This is a genomic window from Desulfomicrobium escambiense DSM 10707, from assembly GCF_000428825.1.
GTDB lineage: Bacteria > Desulfobacterota > Desulfovibrionia > Desulfovibrionales > Desulfomicrobiaceae > Desulfomicrobium > Desulfomicrobium escambiense.
Map to the genome: position 1 here is coordinate 94,720 of NZ_AUAR01000009.1, position 21,487 is coordinate 116,206.

The following is a 21,487-nucleotide window of genomic DNA, read 5'->3' on the forward strand; positions in this document are numbered from 1 at the left end:
GGTTATTTCCTCCGCTTGCTGGTGGTCTTGGCCTCATCGGCTGCGGCGTCATCGGTTGCCGTGGGCTTTTCCGGTTCCGGTTCCGCGCCGCCGGTCAGGTCGGTGATGCGCACCAGGCCGCGTTTTCCGGCGGTCTTGATCTCGGCGGAGAGGTCCTTGCGGGCGATGCTCTTGCGTTCTCGCGGCCCGAGGTGAAGGGTTCCCTGGCCGGAGAGGTTGAACGTCAGGGGTTGGAACTGCAGGTTTCTGATCTCGATCACGGTTGTTCTCCTTTACGGTTGAATGGTTCGTTGCTCTGTCACGTCGCCGTGAAACTGGAAGGTCCGGTCCCGGATCAGCCGACCGTCGCGCAGGTCGCCGTCGTACACCGGGCAGGATTCGATGCGGATGCGTCCGGAGCTTTGCCGGAGGTTGGAGAGGTTCACCCGGGCCAGGCCGCCCAGAGGAACCAGTTCGGTAAGGTTCAGGCTGCCCTGGTCGACGATGGCGATCTCCGGGTGAAGCTGGAGGAACCGCGACACCGATTCGTGAAAACCGAGCAGTTCGGCCTCCCGATCCACGGTTACCACCAGATCGAAATCGAGGTGATAGAGCCGGGGAAACCGGCACTCCTCGAAACTCAGCTCCGCGACATTCTTCTCGAACAGGCGGCTCTGGCTGCGACGGAAACGGTCTTCCGTCAGCTTCGGCCCCTGGAGGATGACGCTGGGGGTGCGCTGGACCTCGAACAGGTCATCCGGGAACACCAGCACGGTGTCCGAGTGGATGGCCTGCTTGGCCAGGCGGATCAGGGTTTCTGTGACGGTCTGTATCGTGCTCAAAGGACGCCTCCGTTTTCTGCCTGGTTACTTACCGGAAGCGCTGGCGATGTGTCGGAGGCTCAAAGCGCGGAGCGGATCGCCTCGCGATAGTTCTGGAGGATCTGCTCGCGGTACTTATCCATCACCGGATGCAGAAAGGGTCTGGCGGGGATGATGATGGTCGCGCCGTTCGGATGTTTGATGGTGGCCCCGTACTCCATGACGGCACCGATGTTCACCATGTCTTCCCCGTCCTTGTTGACGGTGCCGCGCAGCAGGCCGACGAACGCCTTGTCGGCCATGATCTTCTGGGTGATGGCGTTGACGAGAAAGCCGGTGTCGATGAGCGCCTTGCTTGAGCCTTTGCGCAGGGTGGTGCTCTCGGCGAGTTTCACGAAGGCCTGTCCGCCCGGGGCCTGGGAGCGAATCCCCCGCTGGATCTCGCGCACCAGAAAAAGGGCGTTGCGGATCGTGGCCTGACGCAGGGCCGTGGCCAGGCGTGGCCCCATGCCGGTGGTCAGCTTGGCGCGGGCCTTGTCCCAGTCACCGGTCCGCCTAACGCCCATTGAGCTTCACCAGTTGCAGGTTCTTATGAGTGACGGTGCCGAAGAAGTGTTCTTCTTCCACACTCTGTATGCGATAGGTTTCCCTGTCTGCGGCCAGGCGGTCTTCACCCCGGACATCGGCATCCGGAAGGACACAGGCGAGCGCGTCGATCTTGCCGCTCAGCTCCTCCGGCGGGGTTTCGTTCAGTTCGAGGGGGATGACGGAGATTTCCGTGTATTCGGCATCGTCGGTGCCGTAGAGCCGCTCGCCGGGAACCACGCGCAAGATGCGTGCGGTCTGGCCCGAGGAGAGGATCAGCCGGGCGACATCGGCCACGGCTTCGGCGCGTTCCCGGTCATTCAACAACATCGAGATCGATCCCTTGTTCGTAGATGACCGGAGTGAGGCCGCTCGGGGTCAGGATGTAGGCTTCCTGGTCGAGCTGGGTGGCCGGACGCAGCTCGGTGAGCCGCTGGCGGTAGTCGGCGAGCAGATCGGCCTCGAGCTTGGCCCAGTGGCCGGGCTGGCCGGTTTTATCCACCCGCTTGTCGCCACTGGAAAAGGAGAAGGCGTTGGCGGTGGCCGAACGCATGACCTGGCAGGCGTGGATCTGCGCCATGATCACCAGGAGCTCGCGGACCTCGCCGGTGGGATCGGGGGTGATCTCTCCGGCCGTGACCGTCTGCGATTGGTCGAGGTCACGGCCGACCCGGAAAACGGCTTTCCGGACGCATCTCTCCAGAGTCTGGTCCTCGAAGAGAGATGCGCCCGGATCGGACAGGTCGAGCCGCAGGTCGGCGATCAGGTCACTCAGCAGCACCTTGCAGGCCCTCCAGACGGCTCTTGAGCGCGTCGATCACCGTGCGGCGTTTCTCTGTGTCCATGTAGCCTTTGAGGGTCTCAGGATTGGCCTCCTCGTTGACCCTGGAGATGGCGTCGGTGGCGGAGAGCTTGCTCAGGTCCACCGGTTCCGCGTCCTGGTCGGGCTCTGGAGGGGCGAGCGGTTCCTGCTTCGGTTTGTCGGCCATGGCCAGGCGGCCGTTCTTGAGCGCCGCCTGGATCTGCTTGGTGAGGCGTTCCACCTCGACCACCTGGCCGGGCTTGAGTTTCAGCCCGGCGTCGGGGATCACCAGAACGCCGGGACGGATGTTCTTGATTCGATTCATCTCACGTCACCTCCCGGATTACGGAACCAGTTTGACCTTGGCCATGATGTCAGGGCGGGTAATGCCCTGGCCGATTTCGGACCACACCAGCCAGCCGGTCTTGAAGCGGGTCTTCTGATCGATGGACTCCGTCTTCAGGTTTTCGCGCACCGGCATCTTTCCGACCTCTTCATCCGGGACGATGATGATCTCGTCCAGCGGCATGGAGGCGGTCAGCAGAATGCCGCCGGTGCCGTAGTTCTTGATGACACCCTTCTGGCGCAGCTCGAGCTTGGTCTGGGGATCGAGGTTCCAGCCGCGCATGTCGTTGAACCGGCGGCCGCGCATGACGATGTACTTCACCGACAGCTCCAGGTCCTCGATGATCGAGATGGCCTCGTTCAGCGCCTCTTCGGTGAGCAGGTCGCCGGTGACCTCGATGGTGTTGGTCGCCGGGATGGCCGAGGAGAGCACCGAGATGGTGCGGCGGTCCATCTCCTTGCGGATGGCGTCGGCGGCGCTGGTCTGGATGTCCATCAGCGTGCCGATGTTGCCGTTCTTGAGGACGGACACGTCCACCATCGGATTGGAGTGGATGCGGTTGGTGGGGAACTCGACTTCGTCCTTGCCCACCTCCTGCTCCTGGGCGTCGCCGTCCTTGCTGATCCAGTGGGCCTTGACGGTCGGTTTCTTCTGGTAAACCGGACGTTCGCCCTTGGGCAGCGTGTGCTTGGTGAGCAGCAGCGAGGAGATCTCCTTGCGCTTGATCTCCTGTTCGATGGGCGCGGCAATGGCGGCGGCAAGCGCCCGCATGCCTTCGGGCGACTCGAGAGCCTCGCTCATGAGCCGCGCCATGGTTTCCATGTACTCCTGGGAGTGGATCTTCAACTGATTGGTTTTCATGTGCGTTGGCTCCTTGGGTTAGACGAGTAGGCGGAATTTGAGGACGCCGCTCTGTACGGAAATGGCGTGGGCGACGACGTGCTCTCCGGCCGCGACGCCGTTGGTCAGACGACCGCCCGCCGAAACTTTTAGGTCGTCTCCGGCGACGACGGTCCCTTCGAAGGCGTCGGTCTCGTAGACGCCGCCGTCACAGTAGATGCCGGGCATTTCGCCACCGGCGTAGTCCTTGATCAGGATGCCGAAGGAGCGCTTGGTGGGATCGGTGTTGACGGCGAACAGGTCGTCGCCGACCATGCGGACCACCTGGCCAAGCTGGCCGTCGCCCTGGATGTGGCCGTCGCCATAGGCGAGGCTGCGGTGACACGGATTGATAAATGACATGGTGTTTCCTCCTTATGCGTTGATTTCCGAGTGTTCGGGAGAGTCCTCGCCGACACGGTTGCGGTAAGCGGCCATGAACCCGTCGCGCAGGCGGTCCTCGAGCGACACCTTGCGGTCGTCCACATCGTGGGGCCGGACACCGGCGTCGCTGCGCAGCGGGGTTTCCGTCGAGGCCTTGGCGGCGGGCTTGCCGCCCTGGTCGCTGTCGGCGGGTTTCTCTTCCTTGTCCTTGTCCGCTTTGGCCGACTTGGGCAGGCGTTCGTAAGCGGCCTCGGTGGCGGCGAAGGCTTCGTCGGACAGTTCGGCCAGGCGTTTCAGTTCGGCTTCCCGGTCCTCCTCGGAAGCGAAGGAGAGTCCCTGCTTCTCCAGCCGGGTGAGCAGCTTCTTGGCCCGGGAGCGGCAGGCGGCCGCCTTTTGTTCGGCTTCCAGTTCCTGGACTCGTTTCTGCAGCTCGGCGACCTGGGCCTTGAGCTGCCGGTTTTCCTTTTCCAGGTCGGTAACGCGAGCAGGATCGCCTTCCTGCTGGGCCGGTTTCTTCTTGGCCGCGTCAGATTCAGTCTTGGCGGCCTGGTCATCGGTGGGTTTGGTTTTGTCTTCCATCGTGGAATCTCCTTCGGGTTGGGATTGGTCGGGCTGGCTCTGAAGGGACGCCACCTGCAGAATCCTGGCGTTCTCGTCCGCGCCTTTGCGGTCGAGCAGTCCCAGTCCGGTGAAAGTGACGCCGTGCAGAATCTCGAAAACAGGTTGGCCATTGAAATCACGGCCCTTGAACTTGCGCAGGTGCGTGCAGTAATCGGCCTTGTTTTGGAAGCGCTTATGGCAGACCGAACATTCGCCTTCCTGGTAGTCGCACTCCATGGAGACCTGGGAGATGATCCCGCGCTTCATAAGCTTGTAGGCCAGCCTGGCGGCCGGGGTGTCGTGGACGTACAGCTCGCCGACGCATTCCACGCGGCCGCCGTTGTCGTCCTCCAGGTAGTCGGCGGCGACGATGCCACCGACGATGTCGTTGAACTCCTGCGAATGCTGCAGATCGACCTTCTTGTTCACGGCTGTCATGTGCCGACCGGACAACTCCTCGGCGGTGAAGTGGTCGCCGTTCTTGTTGGTCCCGGTGCGGCAGAGAACGAAGCTGAACTGGGGGTCGCCCGCCGAACCGACATCCATGGCCTCGGTCGCGAGGCGTTCACCATCGCCCAGCCGGATGTCCACGGGGATGCTGGTGTGGAAGTTCGCGGCGGCGGCCATCGGAAAGGGTTTCTCCTCCCGTTCGGCGCTGGCCTTGGCCCCGGGAGCGCAGACGAACAGACGCTCCTTGGCGTTGGAAGCCTCGCCGTGCTTGGAGGTGATGGCGTAGTGGTGATCCTTGGACTTCATCCGGCTCTGTTTGCCGAAGGAGCCGATGATCCGCTTCAGCTCCTGTTCGTTGGGATAGGCGTGATCGCGGTAGGAGATCAGCCAGTGCGGGATGTGCTTGGCATTGCCGAGGAAGGTCTGGAAAAACTCGCTGGCGTTGGCCTTGGTGACGGTCTTGTGGTCGGTCTCGTAATACTTGACCTTGGTGTCGGCCTTGATTTCGAGCCCTTCCCAATAGGTCATGAGCCCCTCCACGAAGTGGTAGGCCCGCTCGTAGTTGGTGGTCGAGAACTCGGTGGCGTAGGGCGGATCGAAGTAGGCCAGATCCGCCTTGGCTTTCGGCAGCAGATCGTTGATGTCCTGCCGGTATGCCTTGTTTTCCTTGTCGTTGTCGAAGACCAGGGCGTTGATGCGCTGCAGATTCTTGCGCAGACGATCCTTGAACTCGTCGGGGGTGTCCTGGCGGCGGCCATAATCGGTGGACGACGAGAAGTGGCCGAAGCCGCCCTTGCCGCTCATGCAGGTTTTGCCGAGGCCGAACAGGGCGATGTCTTTCTTGAAACCGGAGAGCTTGTCGCAGTTGGCGCGGATGGTGTCGATCAGCGCATGGACGCCCTTGGCGAAGAAGATGCCCTTGAAGTTGTCCTGAACGAAGCTGCCCGCCTTGGCGTTGTCGGCCAGGAGTGCCTCGATCTCGTCCTCGCTCAGGCGAACCGAGTTGTTCTCGATGATCGCCTTGGCGGCATGGTGGCAGTAGCGGAGCCGGTCGTTGGCGATGACCTGGAGGCCCTTGGTCTTGTACATGTAGGCCACGACCGCAGACCCCGAAAAGGCGTCGAGCACGGTGCCAACGCCTTCCGGGGTATGCTTCCAGATCCAGTCGACGAGCTTCTGCTTACTGCCGATGTAGTTGGTGATGTACTTGGGGCGCTTCTCGGGAGGGAGCTCTTCAGGAGCGGACTGTTCGGCGGCCTCGGTCCCGAGCGCATCGGGATCGAGAGTCAGCGCCGCATCGGCCTCCAGTAGAAACGCCAGCCTTTCCAGGTCTGTGGCGAACAGTTCCATCAACGTCTCCGGTCAGTTTGCTGTGCTCTCCGCGACCTGCGGGGAGCATTCAGCGGTTACTTACCGGAAGCGTCGGCGATGTGTCGGAGGGTGACGGCGAATTTCAGCGGGCGGGGTTCAGCCGGGCCAGAACGGCCTTTCCGCAGGCGTCGAGGGAGGGGTATTCGTCGCTCTCGGTGATCTCGGAAAAGACCCCGTCATAGGGGGAGCGGGACAGCCGGTGGTATTCGAGAAAATCCGCCGGAAGCGAGGTGGCCCCGGCCTCGACCAGACGGTTGACCACCCAGGCGGCCTCGTCCCTGCGGTCGGCAAGCCCGTTCGGCCCACGGTCGAGATAGTACATCTCCACATCCAGACCGGGACCCGGCCCCTGAACCCAGACGCCCACGGGCACGTATTCCGGGGCGGTGGCTTGCCGGTCTGCGATTATCGAGTCGAGCATATAGCGCAGTTTCATGACCAGTCCTCCGCGATCCGGAGATGTTCGGCTAGAAGCTGGGCGTCGATCCGGCGGAATCTTTCGGCGCTTTTCTGGCGGTAGGCGATCCAGCGTTGCCAGTCCGCCGCGAGCTCGGGCTCCGAGACCGGCTCGATCATTTCGACATGGTGAATCCGGCCCAGATCGTCGGTCAGCTCGACAATCAGCCAGCCTTCGGCCTCCTTGCCGTCATGTTCGGCCATCAGTGTGTCTTCGACCCGGACATCGACCACCTTGATGGTGTGGGCGTGCTGAAAGCCCTCGTCGTAACCGAGTGCCTTCCACAACAGCCAGAAATCGGTGTGCAGATGGTTTCCAGCGGTGTCGAAATGGGGAGCGATCCGGGTGACGGTGAAGCTGTCCACCAGGGCGTCCAGAAAGAGATCCCCGGATTCTCTGACGGTCATGCGACTGCCCCGGTTGTTGAACCAGTGCAGCGCTTCCTGCAGCCGTCGTTTCTCCTGTTCGATAAAGTCCTTTATGGTCATTGTTTGCGTTTGCTCCAGCTTTGCGGGGTATGGACAATGTCCTCCACCTTGCGCCCGTCGGGCAGTTTCTTGATGCCGCGCCGGGTGAAACTCTGGATGATCTCCCGACGTTCGTTGTCGCTTCTGGCCACGATGAACTCGACGTTGTCCAGCAGCGTCACCGAGTATTTGAAGATGGTTTCGTTGCCATGGCGCTGCGAGAACCGCTTCCAGTCGTCGATGCTGGCTCCCCGGTTGCGCTGCACGTAGTCGTCGATCACCTTGCCGTAGGCGTCATGGTCATAACTGATGGCGTCCATGCGCCGCAGCATCTGTTTCTTGAAATAGAGAGCCGGTGAGGCGTCGCTGGCCGGTTGCTTCTTGATCCGGGTGAAAAAATAGCTCGCGCCGCCGGTCTGCATGTCGGCCACCGGGGACATTCCGCCCGGAGCCACGCCCATGCGCATTTTCTCTACCGTGCTGACCATAGCTCCGTTGTTCTCCATGATCATGTCGATGAAGCCGGACATGCTCTCGCCGTTGGTCAGATCGTGGACCAGCGAATAGCCCTTCATCTGTTTTTCCAGGTCCTCCTCGGTGATGTCGAACCGGAACTGGTGCCGGTATCCGCCCTTGGCGTCGCGGTCCAGAAAGCCCGCCTGGTATTCGCCCAGCGGGTTGTATCCGGAAAGTTGGGTGATGTCCTGGACGCCCAGCTCCTTTTGCCAATAGCCGCGCAGGGCCTGAACACGCTCGGTGGTGCTGGCGTTGCGGTCGTCGAGCGATTTCTGCAGCCGTTTGTAATCAGCGCTCTTGTCGGTCTTGCGGATGTAGGCGAGCTTTTCGAGGTACATCTGCTCGGCGTTTTCCGCAGTGGCCACCCGTGTGTCGATGCCAAGCTGTTCGAGCTTTTCCAGCATCGCCTCGACCCGTCCGGGGGTGGCGTCGCCATCCAGGAACATTTCCAGCTCGCCGCGCTGGGCGTAGAGGTTGGTGTCCGACCAGGGGCGATAGCGGACCCGGGTGCCGTCCTCGAAGGTGACGGTGTACTGGTGTCCGTCCTGCATGCGGGAGTTGTGATTGAACAGCGTCCGGTTGTCGATGTCGTCGGCCTCGACGGTAATGGTGCCGGAACCGATCCTGCGCTTGATGTGGGTCACCTTGCCGCGTTCCACCTTGAACGGCGGTTTCTCCTTGGGTTTCTGCGCGTCGAGCTTGGGCAGGTACTGCTCGAATACGCCGTTGGTGGCCCGGTCCCAGTCGACGGACTCTTCGATCTCCTTGACCCATTTCAGATAATGGTCCGCCATCTCCTTGACCTTGGGGTCGGTGTTCTTTTGCAGGGTCTCCAGTTTCTTGCGCAGGCGCAGTGCCTTGTCGATCTTGGTCCGGTTGTACTTGCCGTCGCCCACGTGGAAATTGACGTTTTTGACGGCGTCCAGAATCGTCGGAAAGAAGCTGTCTTCGACCAGCGGTTGTCCCTTTTCCCCGACCGCCGTCTGCACATACCTGCGCAGCACCTCGTCGATGCGGCGGTCGGTGTCCGGCCGGATCTTCATCTTGACCACGGTTCGCTTCTTCCCTTTGAAACTCTCGGTGAAGATCAGCGCGTTCTGGTCCTCCACGTCGCCACTGTCGAAGGGCAGCGTCTTGCCCTGCCAGCCGAGTTTGCGGGCCTCTTCGACCAGGGTCTCTTCGGCGGAGGAGAGCAACTTTTTCTTCCCGGTGGCGGCGCTCAGCTTGTCGAAACGGAAGCCCCGATCCCCCAGCACATCGGCGTAATAGCCTTCGAAGTCCCGCCTGAGATTGTGTTTCCGCTCCAGGGCCAGATCGTAGAAATGCCGCATCCCGGCCGGGTCCTTGGAAAACCGTCCCTCGGCGTATGGCCGCAGCAGATCGAGGTAATCCTCGTCGGCGATCTTTTCGACTTCCTGGATGTAGCGAAGGGTCGCGTTCGGATCGACCCGTACCTTCCCTTCCTTGGCCCCCCGGAAGACCTTGTTGTAAAACGGCTCTTCCTCGCCGCAGACGCCGTTGGGGTGATAGTCGAACGAGAGCTTGTCCTGGCCCAGAAACTTGAATGCCTGGCCTTTGTCGATGCCGTAGACGCGACCGTCCCGGGCGCGGATGAATTGCTTGGAGTGTCCGTCGTGGTTGGCGATCAGCCAGTCGACCACATGCTCGCGCTGGATCTGCTCCAGTTCGATGGTGGTCAGATCCTGTGGCAGGATGTTGCGAAAATCGAAGTCGTCCCGCAGATCGGTACGCCATTTCTGGATGGAGCCGGTGCGGCCGTTCAATTGGATGGTGCGCACCTCGATGGAATGGGGGTCGATCAGGCGGCCGATCTTGTAGGCGGCTTCCTCTCCGAAGGCGATGAACTCATCATCCTTGCGGCCAATGGGCTTGAACAGCCATTTGTCGCCGTTTTCGTCGGTCCAGAACTCCTTTTCGTGTGCGCCGCCGACTGCGGCCTTGCCGGTTTTCTTGAATTTTGACGGCAGACCTTTCTGCTGCCACGCTGAATCGACTGTGGCGAACTCCGCGCCTTTCTTGCCGATCTTGGCCTCGGGCGGCTTGACCGGGCTCGGCTGTGGAGCCGGTTTCGGCGGCTCTTTCTTCGGCGTGGCGGGCTTGGCAGGAGCGGTTTTCTTCTTGCCTCCATGCTTTTCGGCCCAGGCCGCGTGCTTGGTGTCGATGCTGGCCTGAACCGCCTTGATTTTCGCCGGGTCGGTCTCGGTGAAGAGCGTGGTCAGCTCGTCTTTGTTGGCCCACTGCCAATACTGGACCTTGGTCTCCTTGGCGAGCGTCTTGAGCTCTGCCGATTTCAGTTTTCCGACCTGATCCTGGAAGAGCTGTTTTTTGAGGGCGATTTCCTTGCTGTGGGCCGCGAGCAGCTCCTGGGGCAGATCGGTGCCGCCGGAAACCGCCTGTTCCGCCTTGGCAATCGCGTCGAGGAAATCCTTATAGCCGGTCGGCGTGTCGGGAACGACCACGGCCTTGGCGGCGTCTTCGAGGGCCGTTTTCTGTTTCAGGATCAACTTCTGCTTGGCCTCGTCGACCGCCTTTTTCTTGACCGACTCGGCCATGTCGGCACCGGCCTTCTTCTGTAGCGCTTCGACGAGCTGCTGTTTGTTCTTGAGGATGCCGATGCCGTGCTTCTGTTTGGCCGCCGCGAGTTCCTTGCCCATCAGGCCGCTGTGATCCACGCCGGGCTCCAGCTTGTCGAGCAGCTCGATGGTCTCCTGTTTGGTCATGTTGAGAGAGATGCCGTTCTCCTTCGCCATCTCCTTGAGCTGCTGGGCGGTCATGCCTTCCAGCCCCTCGGCGGGCGGGATCTTCGCCATCTGGGCGGCGAGCAGCTTGGCCTGTTTGAGTTCCGCCTGCTTCAGTCCCAGCAGCTCGACCAGTTCTTCCTTGGTCCGCAGCAGACCGATCTTGTGTTCCTTGAGCTTGGCGCTGAGCGCCGCTCCGGCCAGGTCACCGTGATCGATCCCCGGTTCGGCCAGATCGAGCAGCTTGATGAAATCGGCCTTGGTCCGGGCAATGGCCACGCCGTTCTGTTTCGCCAGGGTCTGGAGCTGTTTGACCGTCAGCGAACCGAGGTCGGCGATGTCGCCGGTTTCAAAGGCGCTCTTGAGCTTGGCGTTCTCCTTGGCCTGGGCGGCGGCCATGCCTTCCAGCACATGGGGCGGTAGAATGCAGGCGTCCCCCTGCGATGCCTGGGCGGCGGCCTTGGTTGCCATCTCGCTACCGCAGACGGTCATCGGCCAGGCCACGATGTTGGTACAGCGGCAGTGCGGATGCGCGGGTTGCTGGGGGAACTTGTCGATGGGAAAGGTCTTGCCGTCCAGGCCGCCGCAGACCGGGCACATGCGCTCATCCTCCATGGCCAGCCATTCCAGTTTCTGGATGCCGACCCGCTCGTGGAATTTGAGCCTGCCCATGTTGTGGGCGCGGAGGACCTCGGTGCGGGCGATCATCTCCATGCGGTACTGAGCCTTGCTGAACACCCGGCTTCCGGCCTGGCGAAAGGAGTCCTTGTCGATGATCACCTTGCCCATATCCCGGACGATGTCGTCGGCTCCCTTACCCGTGGCGACGCCGTTCAGGATGGTGCGCTTGATGCCGTCTGCGAGTTCGCGGTGAACGTCACCGGCGAGTGTGAGGTTGTACTGCACCATGAAGTCGAGGGCATTGGTGTCGACGATGGTGAACACCTTAGTGGCCAGCTTGTCGATGCCTTCTGGTTTGAGGTCGGCGTAGAACGGCAGCGCCGCGTCGGCGAGTTCGCCGATTCCCTGCTGGATGCCGAGCTTGAAGGAGTCCTTGGTTGTCTTGCGAAAGACCAGGGTCTGCTCCCGCTTGAGCCGTTTCATGGTGTCGTCGAGTTCGAGCTGGAGCTTTTCCAGCCCTTTGAGGGCGGCGAGCTTGTTGTCCGGCAGGGAGCCGAGGGAGCGGTACTGGAGGATGGCGCGGGCGACCTCGTCTTCGGCCTGTTTGAGCGCCTGGGTGAGCTGGGCCGTGACCTGGTCGTTGTAGCGGTTGCGGGCCGTCAGACTCTTCAGTGTGGCCGCTTGGATGCGCTGCTTGAGGTCCGACGGCATCAGCGGGGCTCCCGGCGGTCGATGAAACGACAGGCCGGGGCGTCGAAGGTGCGCTCGCTGTTGTGGACCCGGCAGTGGTTGGTGTCAGCAATGAAGTGGCTGCACTCGTCGCACACGGCAGCAATGCCGGTGGACTCCAGGTCGCCCGACCAGACTAATGCCGCCTCCGCCGTGGGTTCATCGTCCTCGGCCGGAATCCCGAGCATCTTCCGAGCACGAGGCACGCTGAGGATGCCGGAGACGACCATATCCACCACCGGCTTCACCTGTTTCTCGTCCATCAGGTCGATCTGTTTGCGTTCGGTCTCGCGGTTGGCGGCCTCGATGTCCGGGTCCAGGTCCATCTTGAGCTGGAGGCTGGAGCGGCTGATGAGTTTGCGGTCGTAGAGTTCGATGAGGAGCTTCTTGAAATCGACCGCGTCGCTGGGGTCGAGGTCGTTGAAGATGAACTGGATGCTCTTGTCGCCGTGGCCGTTAAGTTCCATCCAGTCGTCGAACACCCAGTCGAGGAGCTTGCGAGCGGCCTGTTTGATCTCGCGGATCATGACCATCATCTTCTGCATGCTCACCGAGGCGGTGGCGAAGTTCGGACCGTCGCCGGTCACCAGCGAGCGTGACAGCCCCAAGGCCACCACGATGTCTTCCTTCACCTCCTTGACCTTGTCCTCGACGTTGAGGACCTGGCCGTCGGTGCCGTGGGTTTCGACGTTGACGTAGAACGGGACCACCAGGCCGCTTTTCATGTCCATCTTGTTGACCATGTCGCGGACCTGTTCGAGCATCCGCTGGTCCGGCATCACCATCTTCTGGCCGAACGCGCCACCCACCTTGAGCAGGCGGAACGGCGTGGCCCAGCGCTTGGCGATGGCCTGTTCGGCCCGGCGGTAGTCGCGCAGCAGTTCGATGGCTTGAAAGGCGGGAAGCACGAGGGAGTTGCCTCGGGGCGAGAAGGCCGGTGCGTCCCATTTGAGGTGGACCACCTGCTCGACGGGCAGCGGAATGGATTCGCCGCCGCCGGGTGTGTCCTCGGGAAATTGCCGGGCCTCGATCAGCTCGCCCTGGGCGTATTTGACCTTGACCGAAACCGGGTTGACGCAGACCAGCTCCTCGATGTCCTGGCCGGACTTGGTGAAGCGTTTGAAGCCGATGGCGTCGCCTTTCACCAGGAGCTGAAGAACCATGTCCTTGATGAACTGCGAGATGTTCAGCCGCCAGGCGGCCTCCAGGGCCTGCTCCTTGAGGGTCTCGTCGTCGCTGGTGATCTTGATCTCGTCGCCCACGGCGAAGGTGCGCCAGGAGTTGACGCAGTTCTTCACCAGCGGCTCCTCGACATAGTATTCCCATGCCTTGCGGGCGCGTTCTTCCCAGGTGGCAGGAATCGCCTCGGCGGCGTTGACCTTGCTGAAGGCTGCCGAGTCGAGCGCGGCCGCAGCGGCCAGCGGCGCGATGACAAAGCCGGTGGTGTCCAGGCTTTCGGGTTGTTCGTCCTGATGGGCGGTGCTTTCCACGTGATCCTCTCGGTAGTTTCGGCCATGACAGCCGCACATCCGGCCCGTGTGGGCCGAATCCGGCTCGATGCCTGTTACTTACCGGAGCGGGGTGGAAAGCGTCGGAGGATGCGGTCAGATGAAGACCGGATTGGTGAGCACCGGCTTGAGCGAGACCACCTCTTCGCCGACCGGGTCGAGGTTGCCTTCCTCCCGGATCAGCATGGCGCAGCGCACCGCGTCGATGATGTGGTCGTTGCCCTTGGAATAGATGATCTTGCCGTCCCGCAGGGTGTAGGTGTGGGTGGTGAACTGGTCTTCCACCTCCAGATCGTCCGAGGGGAAAATGAGCTGCTTGCGCTGCAGGGCTCCGTTGATGAGGCTGGTCATCAGCTCCTTGGTCCGCTTCTTGACTTCCTTGCCGTCGCGGACCGCCAGCCGGGTCATGCCGCCGAAGTCGTATCCCTTGAGCCTGCCTTCCAGCTCCAGCCCTTTGTACTTGTCCAGGGTGAGCAGCTCCTGGACCACGGCCAGGCCGTTGCCGCCGTTGTCCACGCCGATGCCCGCCGGGGTGTAGTAACGCTCCAGCAGCGCGATGATCTGGGCGATGTGCGGGTAGGAAACGTGTTCGAGATGAACGCGCAGGATCATCTTCAGCAGCGTCCGCTCGCCGATCTCCAACTCCTGGAATACGACGATCTCGGTGGGATCGTTGGTGTAGCCCAGGTCGCCGCCGACCCAGAACTGACCGCTGCGGGGCGTGAGGTTGAGCAGCATCTCCAGCCGGTCGTGGGCCGCTTCCTCGGTGTCGCAGTCGCGCATCTCGGAATCGGTGATGACGATCTTCTGGTACTCCAGCAGATCCTGCCGACAGAGGTTGAACTGCTCGACATTGAAGGCCCCATAGGATGGCTTACCGTGTTCACCGGCCACCTCGTGCTGCCAACCGGAGCTGTCACGGCCGCCGTAGAACTCCAGCAATTCGGCCTCGCGATCCTCGGTCCACAGGGGATTGAGCCAAGACGGCCAGCGGAACACATGGAACTGATCCGATGAGGTGAGCCGGTAATAGGTGGTGTCGCGCAGGCCGTTGGGCGTTGAGTAGATGCGTAGCGTCCCCCCGGCCTTGAGGCACTGGCGCAGCGCCTTCCAGGCCCGTTCGGTCAGCCAGGCTCCTTCATCGACCCAGACGCGGCCCACGTGCAAGGACCGGAAGGCGTCGCCATAGGCCCCGGCCGGGCGGAAATAGAGCACCGAACCGTTGGTGAACTCCAGCCGGAAGTAGGGTTTGCGGTGGATCTTGGGCTTGCCGTACTTGGTCAGGGCGATGCTGTTCATCAGATCCGGGTTGGTGTCGAGCTGGAACTCGATCTCTTCGATGATGGTATCGAGGTGCCCCTGGTGCGGAGCCGCGATGAGGCCCTGGCCGCCCCGGGTGGTAAAGGCGTAATGGAGCGCGTCGGTCGAGAGCACGATGGACTTGCCCACGTCCCGGCCGTCGAGGTGGATGATGTTCTTGGCCGGGCAGCGCAGGTCCTCCACCTGATGCGGCCAATAGTCGCGGCCTGAGCCATCCCGGTTGTAGAGGTAGGCTTGCCCCCACAACACGGGATCGCTCAGGGTCGCCGCAAGTTTGCGCTCCTTGTCGGTTACCGCCATCAGTGCATTCCCGTCCTCAAGGCGCTGCCGAGGATGGTGCCCACCAGTTCCGTCAGGATCTGCTGCACGGCCAGAGTGTTCTTCCTGTCGTGGACAGCCTCCTGAATGTCGATGATGGCCTGGTCCAACTCCGCCCAAGCCCGGTACTGCTGCTGGGCCGCTTCCAGACGGCCGAGGGCGTTCTCAATCCGTCCCGCCGCCAGCTCGGTGCCGATTTCGACCAGGGCCTCACCGGCCTGGCGAACGGCATCGCTGTTCTCCTGAAGAATCTCTTTCATTGGCCTGCCTCCTGGTTCGCGCCGTTGGCCCACTGGTCAAGGGCGTCCACGGCGGTCTGCAGGCGCAGACCGACTCCGGTCAGGCGCTCGGCGTCCGGGTGGCCGACCTCGCGCAGCGCCTTGTTGGCCTCGGTCACGTACCCGGGCGTGTGGCGGTTGACGGTGGCCACCGCCGACTGGATCTGGGCAGGTGGCCGGTAGGTGGCGCAGCCGGTCATGATCCCGGCCAGCGCCAGCGGAATGGTCCATTCGAGGGTCTTCTTCAACATGTTGATCTCCTTTGGGTTATGGGTTTGGGGCACATGCAGAAAGATCTCTGCAAACACTTGATTTCCAACGAAATAGAAGCGTCATTGGATGTGACGCGGGATGGTCCCGCATCCACGAAAACTGGAACCGGAGGCAGGCCATGACCTACGACAGAAACCGCCAGCAGGCACTCAAGGCGTACCGAGAAAAGCAGGAGAACATCGCCCGGCTGATCGAGGGCATTCGCGGCAAGCTCGAAACGGACGCGAAGCAGCCGGACATCAACTGGGCGAGCGTTGGCTCCCTCGGCCACGTCGAGGAACTGCTGCGGGAGCTGGACGAGTTCCTGTCCTGAACACACCGAGCCACCGACAAAGGAGACATTGACATGAGCGAATGCACCGTGCATCAAGCCGCCGAGGCTTTCATCGGCCACCTGCGGGAATCCGGAAAGAAAGAGCGGACCCTCTACACCTACCGGAAGGACCTCGATGTAGTGGAGGCCTTCTTCGGCGCGGATCGCCAGCTCGCAGAGATCCGGCTTCCCCAGGTCGGCAAGTTCTACAAGTCCGACCTGCTGCTCAAACTCCCCGACGGCAAGGAGCGAGCCGAACGCACCGTCGCCAAGACCGTCCGGGTGTTCCGCATGATGATGGTATGGGCCATGGAATCTGGGCGCATCGAGGAGCTGCCGCTGCCCAAGAGCACACCCATGGGCCACAGCCGGGTGAAGGAGTCCAGCGATGAGCAACCGAACGGCTGACCTCGACCTGACGGGCGCGACAGAGGCGTTCTGTGCCCGCCTGTCGGCCGAAGGTCGCTCCCCTGCGACCATAGCCGCATACCGCCGAGACCTCGCCCTGGTGGCCCGCGTTGCCGATGAGCTGGCCCCGGGCATCGTCTGCCGGGAAGTCACGGCCGGGCTCCTCGACCAGGTGTTTTCCGCCGGGGCGGTCACCGAGAGTGAGCGAGGCCCACGCTCGGCGGCCTCGCTCCATCGGATGAAGGCGGCGGTGCGGGCGTTTTTCGCCTGGGCCGCCGAGGCGGGCGTGGTCGATGACAATCCGGCCCGGTCCATCCGCATGCATCGGCTGCCGAGAAAGCTGCCGGTCTTCCTGACCACCGCCGAAAAGAAACGTCTGCTCAAGGAGCTCAAAGGACGGACCGACTTCTCCGCGCTGCGCGACCGCGCCATGATCGAGGTGCTGCTGGGCACCGGGATCAGGCTTGGCGAGCTGGCCGCGCTCGACATGGATGACATCGACCTCGACGCCAAGCATCTGCGGGTGCGGGCCAAGGGGAATGTGCCGCAGGTCAAGTTCATCAAGACCGACCTCCGCACATTGCTGCGCCGTTACCTGGCCGAGCGCCGTCGACACGGCCGCCCGGAAATGGAAGCCTTGTTCCTGTCGAACCGGGACGGCAGACTCTGCCAGCGGCAGATAGCCAACCGGCTCGCCCACTGGCTGCGGAAGGCCGGGATCGAAAAGGAACTGACGCCGCACGGGCTGCGGCATACCTTCGCCACCCACCTCTACGGCGCGACCAATGACCTGCTCGTGGTGCAGCGGGCCTTGGGGCACCGGGACGTGTCCACCACCCAGATCTACACCCACCTCGTGGACGGCCAGCTTGAGGAAGCCCTCGAACGACTCTGATCCTTCCGAACCCGACGATGGGAGCGGCCTCGGCTGCTCCTGTTTTCGTTGGGCGAGACAGTGTCGAAGACAGTGAATGACAGTGCCCGCAAAAGAACACATCCGCCGATGATGATTGATCATGACGATGGTTCTTAGTCTCCCAGGCGGAGCGGGAAATATCGATTGACCGGAATTTCTCCTTCGCTGTCTGTCGGCCGCACATCGCTATAACTGCTTGGCTTATGCGCTCCAGTCGCGGAACACACATGGCAATATCTGCTTGGCATGTGCGAGGGCCGCTGCCGATGTAATGGCTGTTTGCGGGGCTTGGCCGGTTCTGCCTGGGGCTGGATATGCCAATATTTACTTGGGTTGTGTGAGAGAGCCCCGGCGTGAACATGCCGATATCTACTTGGCTTATGCGGTTCGGCTTATGCGCACACATCCCAAGCGGATATCGAGAGCTGCAGGAGGAGGTCGAGGAGTGGAAATGATGATCGGCAGCCGGAGAATGCCGATTCCGAAAGTGCAAGGAACACGTCTTATCCGCAATTCCTGGTGAAGCTGTCTGCCGCAAGTCGCCGTGTGCCGGGGTCATCGGAAAGGCCCTCCATGGTGTTATCCGCAATTCTTTCCGCGTTTCTTGCGGCCGGAGGGTTTCGCGCCCGGGGCGTTTGCGGCCTCGGCCACCTTCTCGAGCAGCGCCGCCGCCCATTCCGCCGGAGAGGTCTGCGGGCCTTTCGGCTCCTCACCCTCGCGGGCGATCTTGGTGGTTTTGAGGTCCTTCATGTGGCAGCGGATCATCCGGTCGAGCTTTTCGGCGGCGTCCGTGTTCCCCTCGATCTGGGCGCGGACCAGCTTCACCGAGTAGACGCCCACCAGCTCCACCTGCAGGAAGTCGCTGGACTTGTTGAACTCGAAGTCCTGGTTGAGGCGGTCGATGATCGCGTCGAACATGACCTTCTCTTCCGGCGTCAGGCAGCGGTCGGCAAAGATGCCGTGACGCAGCCGGTTCTGATTGCCCTCGGGCGCACCAGGCCCGCGCCGGGGCGGTTCGGTCTTGCCCTCGTTGCGGTGCCAGCGGTCCAGCGTCTCTTTGTCCGGTTTGTTCAGTGCCACGTGGAAATCCTGCCGAATATTGTTTTCCCAAGCCGGGATGCGGGGCGGGAGGCCGATTTAGCCTCCAAACGCGCTCCCGCCGGTTCAGGGGTTACTTACCGGAAGCGGCGCTCAACTGTCGGTCCCGATCCTGTTTTCGTTCGGCGGCGATGATCTGGTTGACCCGGCGGGTGGTCACACCGGCGAGGTTGGAGATCTCCTGGCTGCTGATCCCCTGCAGATGAAGGGCAAGCACCAGGTCACGGCGTTCCTGGTAGAAGCGGCTCGGTGCAGGGACCCAGAGAATTCCGGTGTAGTGCTTCTGAACCTGCTCGAAGAGTTCCTCGGGCAAGACATCCTTGGCGTTGGCGTAGCGTTTCTTTTTCTTCACGGCTCAATCCTCCACTTTCTTCATCCACGGCTGCGGCACGTCCGGGTTGTAGAACCGCAGCGTGCTGGGACGCCCGGACTTCGGCCCGTGGACAATTTCGATAAAACGCTCGGTGACCTCGCCAATCTCCTGATCGCCATCGACGAAACAGACCAGGCCGTAGTCCTCGCCGCAGGGAAACCGAAACCGGCCCTGGTTCTGATAGAGGCGTGCCTCGGACCAGCTCTTGGCCATGGCCTCCTCACGGATGGCGTCGACCTTGGCGACAGCCTGGGAAGTTACCGGCTGCTTACATTTCCAAGCTTGGTTCCCGGGATAAATCCAGTCCTTTCTGGGAACTTCGACGGGTTTCTCCTGGGGTTCGGGACGAAGCGCGGGTGGCCGGTAGTTCTTCGGGGAAAAGGAATGCAGGACCTCCTGCAGGCTTTCCTTGCCGAACTCCCGGATGGCCAGCTCCTGCAGGGCGTTGAATCGCTGCCGCAGCGTGTTCCAGGCATCCTCGGGGAGCTTTCCGGCCTTGTGCGCGGCTTGGGCCGTGACCATGCGGGAACGCAGCCAGGCAAAGTATTCAGGCGAAAGCAGACGAAAAACCTTGCCGTTCTGCTCGATGTCGATCTCACCCGTCCGGACCCAGGCGAACTTCCTGATTTCAAGATCGGTGGTGACGAAAAGGGACTGGCAGTGTTCCGAGGTCTCGGAAACGGCGAGACTGGCTTGGCTGTCGGCTTTGGGGGCATCCGTGCCGAGGTGACGGATCATGGTGGTCAGCAAGCTCATGGCAATTCTCCGGAAACGTTGGTAGTCATCGTTTCCAGTTACTTACCGGAGCCCCTGAGCGAGTGACGGAGCTGTAGAAAGGGGTTTCTACGTCTCCGCCCCTTTCTACGGTACCTTTCTACAAGCAAAAACAGACTTGTAATCAATAGGTTATGATTATGATGGTAGAAAGTGTAGAAAGGTTATGGAGGTTACTTGCCGCACGGGGATTTTTCCCGTGAGCCAGCACCGAGGTCATGGGGCTGAAAAATTCATGAGTCAGGGGAAGTGACCCCGGAAACCTTTCTACCCTTTCTACGCTTCCGATGAAAACCGATTGAAACCAATGGGTTGCTGCGTAGAAAGTGGTTCCCGGGACATTCTACAGCGTAGAAAGGTCTTTCTACCGGAGGCTGTGCATCCTCCGCCGGATTCCGACGCCTCTGTAACTGTATTTCGTAAAAAATGCCTGTTTGTAATCATATTTTGAGTTGCAAATACGTTTTTTGAGGACCACCCCCCATTTTGACCCCTCACCCAGGCATCCCAAACAATTTTCTTGAAAACTGCTGATAATGTAACTATATTTTTAACTCAAAGGCTCATAGTAATCATTTTTTGAGAAACGTAACGATTTTTTGAGGTGTGATGACATTGGACACGACACAGAACCGGCTGGCAGGCTATGCGTTTCTGATAGAGCAATTCGACTTGAGAGCTTTGCCGAACTGGCACACGTCCTCAGTCAGCCCGACGGGGACGCTGCGCTCTACTATTCAGGATGGGCAGGTGGAATCCGTCTACCCCCAGTCCTATTGGCCCGGAGACGGGACGGGAGACCATCTGGAGTTCGCCCTCAAGTACGACGGCGTGAACCTTGGCATCCTGTCGGCCCTTTTCGACGTGGTCCCAGCAGACGAGATAGCGGCCTGGATCAGCTCGAAACCGACCGGGAAATACGCCCGCAGGATCTGGTTCCTGTATGAATTCCTGACCGGGCGGGAACTCCCGCTGCCGGATTTGACCAAGGGGAATTACATCGAGCTGCTCGAGCCGGACCGTTACTACACCGCAGCGCCCGGCCGTCGCATGCAGCGTCAGAGAGTCATCGACAATCTGCTTGGCGGGAATGATTTCTGTCCCATCATCCGGCGCACCGAAAAGCTCGCCGCCATGGAAGGAATCGACCTGCAGAAACGGTGCGAAGAGGTCGTGACCTCCTATCCACCGGAGCTTCTCAGACGGGCACTAAGCTACCTGTATAACAAAGAGACCAAGTCCTCATTCGAGATCGAACACATCAAGCCGAGCGCCTCCCGGATAGAGAAATTCATCGGCTTGCTGGAGATGGCCGAGCACAAGGACTTTTGCGAGAAGCCTCTCCTGATCGACGTGCAGAACCGCATCGTCGATCCCCGATTTCGAGACACGGACTACCGGGCCAACCAGAACTACGTCGGTCAAACTATTTCCTATCAGAAGCAGCTCGTTCACTATGTCTGCCCGAAGCCCGACGACCTCCCGGAACTGATGGCGGGACTACTCGCTGCCCATCAAGTGATGAAGGAGGGCGCGGTCCCCACCATTATCCATGCCGCCGCCATCTCCTACGGATTCGTCTTCATGCATCCCTTTGAGGACGGCAACGGCCGTATTCACCGGTTTCTCATTCACAATATCCTGTTTCTGCGCGGCGAGATCCCGAAAGGGCTCATGTTCCCGGTCTCCGCCGCCATGCTGAAAAATCCGGCGCTTTACGATCACTCCCTGGAGGCGTTCTCAAACCCGCTGATGCGGCTGGTTGAATACGACTTGGACGATCTCGGCCAGATGACCGTGCCGGATGAGACCGGACCTCTGTACAGGTACATCGACATGACCGCTCAGGCGGAGGCGTTGTATGATTTCGTCAAGCTCACCATCGAGCACGAACTGGTGGAAGAACTCGATTTTCTGGCGAGTTACGACAAGACCAAGCAGGCCATTCAGGAGATCGTGGACATGCCTGACCGCCTCATTGATCTTTTTATCCAGCTCTGCCTGCAAAACAATGGTCGCCTTTCGGCGAGAAAGAGGGAATCGCATTTCGGGTTTCTGACCGATGACGAGTTGGCCGACATGGAAAATGCCGTCCGGGAAGGATACGCGAGGGACTGAGCTTCAAAGCAATGGGGGTGTGAA

General features: G+C 61.3%; 23 protein-coding genes. 4 read left to right on the forward strand and 19 right to left on the reverse strand.

Annotated elements, in window-relative coordinates; genetic code table 11:
* Positions 1–2: 2 nt before the first annotated feature.
* The 16 genes from G394_RS0109870 to G394_RS0109945 form a co-directional block, all read right to left on the reverse strand.
* Positions 3–260, reverse strand: a complete 258-nt coding sequence (locus tag G394_RS0109870; protein WP_028577512.1) for a hypothetical protein — start codon at positions 258–260, stop codon at positions 3–5.
* 12 nt (positions 261–272) lie between these two features.
* Positions 273–821 carry a hypothetical protein gene (locus tag G394_RS0109875; protein WP_028577513.1) on the reverse strand — a complete coding sequence of 183 codons (549 nt, stop codon included), beginning with the start codon at positions 819–821 and terminating at the stop codon, positions 273–275.
* Positions 822–880: 59 nt separating this feature from the next.
* Positions 881–1,366, reverse strand: coding sequence for a phage virion morphogenesis protein (locus tag G394_RS0109880; protein ID WP_028577514.1), 486 nt, complete (start codon positions 1,364–1,366; stop codon positions 881–883).
* A complete protein-coding gene (locus G394_RS0109885) occupies positions 1,356–1,715 on the reverse strand; it encodes a hypothetical protein (protein WP_028577515.1) in 360 nt (119 codons plus the stop codon). Before G394_RS0109885 ends, G394_RS0109880 begins: the two co-directional genes overlap by 11 nt.
* The gene (locus tag G394_RS0109890; protein ID WP_028577516.1) at positions 1,702–2,166 is read right to left on the reverse strand and encodes a hypothetical protein; all 465 of its coding nucleotides are present in this window, start codon (positions 2,164–2,166) and stop codon (positions 1,702–1,704) included. The genes G394_RS0109885 and G394_RS0109890 overlap by 14 nt, the downstream gene beginning before the upstream one ends.
* Positions 2,153–2,512, reverse strand: a complete 360-nt coding sequence (locus tag G394_RS0109895; protein WP_013258624.1) for a hypothetical protein — start codon at positions 2,510–2,512, stop codon at positions 2,153–2,155. The genes G394_RS0109890 and G394_RS0109895 overlap by 14 nt, the downstream gene beginning before the upstream one ends.
* An 18-nt stretch (positions 2,513–2,530) precedes the next feature.
* Positions 2,531–3,394 carry an HK97-fold major capsid protein gene (locus G394_RS0109900; RefSeq protein WP_011366969.1) on the reverse strand — a complete coding sequence of 288 codons (864 nt, stop codon included), beginning with the start codon at positions 3,392–3,394 and terminating at the stop codon, positions 2,531–2,533.
* Between the two features lie 18 nt (positions 3,395–3,412).
* A complete protein-coding gene (locus G394_RS0109905) occupies positions 3,413–3,775 on the reverse strand; it encodes a hypothetical protein (RefSeq protein ID WP_028577517.1) in 363 nt (120 codons plus the stop codon).
* Between the two features lie 12 nt (positions 3,776–3,787).
* On the reverse strand, positions 3,788–6,196 hold the full coding sequence (locus G394_RS0109910; RefSeq protein ID WP_028577518.1) for a DNA adenine methylase: 2,409 nt from the start codon (positions 6,194–6,196) through the stop codon (positions 3,788–3,790).
* Positions 6,197–6,299: 103 nt separating this feature from the next.
* Positions 6,300–6,653 carry a hypothetical protein gene (locus tag G394_RS0109915; RefSeq protein ID WP_028577519.1) on the reverse strand — a complete coding sequence of 118 codons (354 nt, stop codon included), beginning with the start codon at positions 6,651–6,653 and terminating at the stop codon, positions 6,300–6,302.
* The gene (locus G394_RS0109920; RefSeq protein ID WP_028577520.1) at positions 6,650–7,162 is read right to left on the reverse strand and encodes a hypothetical protein; all 513 of its coding nucleotides are present in this window, start codon (positions 7,160–7,162) and stop codon (positions 6,650–6,652) included. The genes G394_RS0109915 and G394_RS0109920 overlap by 4 nt, the downstream gene beginning before the upstream one ends.
* Positions 7,159–11,748 (reverse strand): minor capsid protein, encoded by a 4,590-nt coding sequence (locus G394_RS0109925; protein ID WP_028577521.1) that lies wholly within the window; start codon positions 11,746–11,748, stop codon positions 7,159–7,161. Before G394_RS0109925 ends, G394_RS0109920 begins: the two co-directional genes overlap by 4 nt.
* Positions 11,748–13,256, reverse strand: a complete 1,509-nt coding sequence (locus tag G394_RS0109930) for a phage portal protein family protein (protein WP_028577522.1) — start codon at positions 13,254–13,256, stop codon at positions 11,748–11,750. Before G394_RS0109930 ends, G394_RS0109925 begins: the two co-directional genes overlap by 1 nt.
* Positions 13,257–13,370: 114 nt before the next feature.
* Positions 13,371–14,894, reverse strand: coding sequence for a terminase large subunit domain-containing protein (locus G394_RS0109935; RefSeq protein ID WP_028577523.1), 1,524 nt, complete (start codon positions 14,892–14,894; stop codon positions 13,371–13,373).
* The gene (locus G394_RS0109940; protein ID WP_011366961.1) at positions 14,894–15,172 is read right to left on the reverse strand and encodes a hypothetical protein; all 279 of its coding nucleotides are present in this window, start codon (positions 15,170–15,172) and stop codon (positions 14,894–14,896) included. The genes G394_RS0109935 and G394_RS0109940 overlap by 1 nt, the downstream gene beginning before the upstream one ends.
* Positions 15,169–15,441, reverse strand: a complete 273-nt coding sequence (locus G394_RS0109945; protein ID WP_028577524.1) for a hypothetical protein — start codon at positions 15,439–15,441, stop codon at positions 15,169–15,171. Before G394_RS0109945 ends, G394_RS0109940 begins: the two co-directional genes overlap by 4 nt.
* Before the next feature lie 140 nt (positions 15,442–15,581).
* Here G394_RS0109945 and G394_RS0109950 point away from each other — a divergent pair, with 140 nt between their 5' ends.
* Genes G394_RS0109950 through G394_RS0109960 form a run of 3 tightly spaced genes read left to right on the forward strand, consistent with a single transcriptional unit; the run spans position 15,582 to position 17,079 of the window.
* Positions 15,582–15,776, forward strand: coding sequence for a hypothetical protein (locus G394_RS0109950; RefSeq protein ID WP_028577525.1), 195 nt, complete (start codon positions 15,582–15,584; stop codon positions 15,774–15,776).
* A 33-nt stretch (positions 15,777–15,809) separates the two neighbouring features.
* A complete protein-coding gene (locus G394_RS0109955) occupies positions 15,810–16,184 on the forward strand; it encodes a hypothetical protein (RefSeq protein ID WP_028577526.1) in 375 nt (124 codons plus the stop codon).
* On the forward strand, positions 16,165–17,079 hold the full coding sequence (locus G394_RS0109960) for a tyrosine-type recombinase/integrase (protein ID WP_028577527.1): 915 nt from the start codon (positions 16,165–16,167) through the stop codon (positions 17,077–17,079). Before G394_RS0109955 ends, G394_RS0109960 begins: the two co-directional genes overlap by 20 nt.
* Before the next feature lie 600 nt (positions 17,080–17,679).
* On the opposite strand, the gene G394_RS0109965 is transcribed toward G394_RS0109960, so the two are convergent.
* The 3 genes from G394_RS0109965 to G394_RS0109975 all read right to left on the reverse strand — a co-directional run bounded on the left by G394_RS0109965 (position 17,680) and on the right by G394_RS0109975 (position 19,327).
* Positions 17,680–18,180 (reverse strand): hypothetical protein, encoded by a 501-nt coding sequence (locus G394_RS0109965; protein WP_015721258.1) that lies wholly within the window; start codon positions 18,178–18,180, stop codon positions 17,680–17,682.
* Between the two features lie 91 nt (positions 18,181–18,271).
* Positions 18,272–18,550, reverse strand: coding sequence for a hypothetical protein (locus G394_RS0109970; RefSeq protein ID WP_028577528.1), 279 nt, complete (start codon positions 18,548–18,550; stop codon positions 18,272–18,274).
* 3 nt (positions 18,551–18,553) lie between these two features.
* Complete coding sequence (locus G394_RS0109975; protein ID WP_028577529.1) at positions 18,554–19,327, reverse strand: hypothetical protein; 774 nt, start codon at positions 19,325–19,327, stop codon at positions 18,554–18,556.
* Positions 19,328–19,954: 627 nt separating this feature from the next.
* Between G394_RS0109975 and G394_RS0109980 the strand changes: the two genes are divergently transcribed.
* Positions 19,955–21,463 carry a Fic family protein gene (locus tag G394_RS0109980; protein ID WP_028577530.1) on the forward strand — a complete coding sequence of 503 codons (1,509 nt, stop codon included), beginning with the start codon at positions 19,955–19,957 and terminating at the stop codon, positions 21,461–21,463.
* The last annotated feature ends 24 nt before the right edge of the window (positions 21,464–21,487 follow it).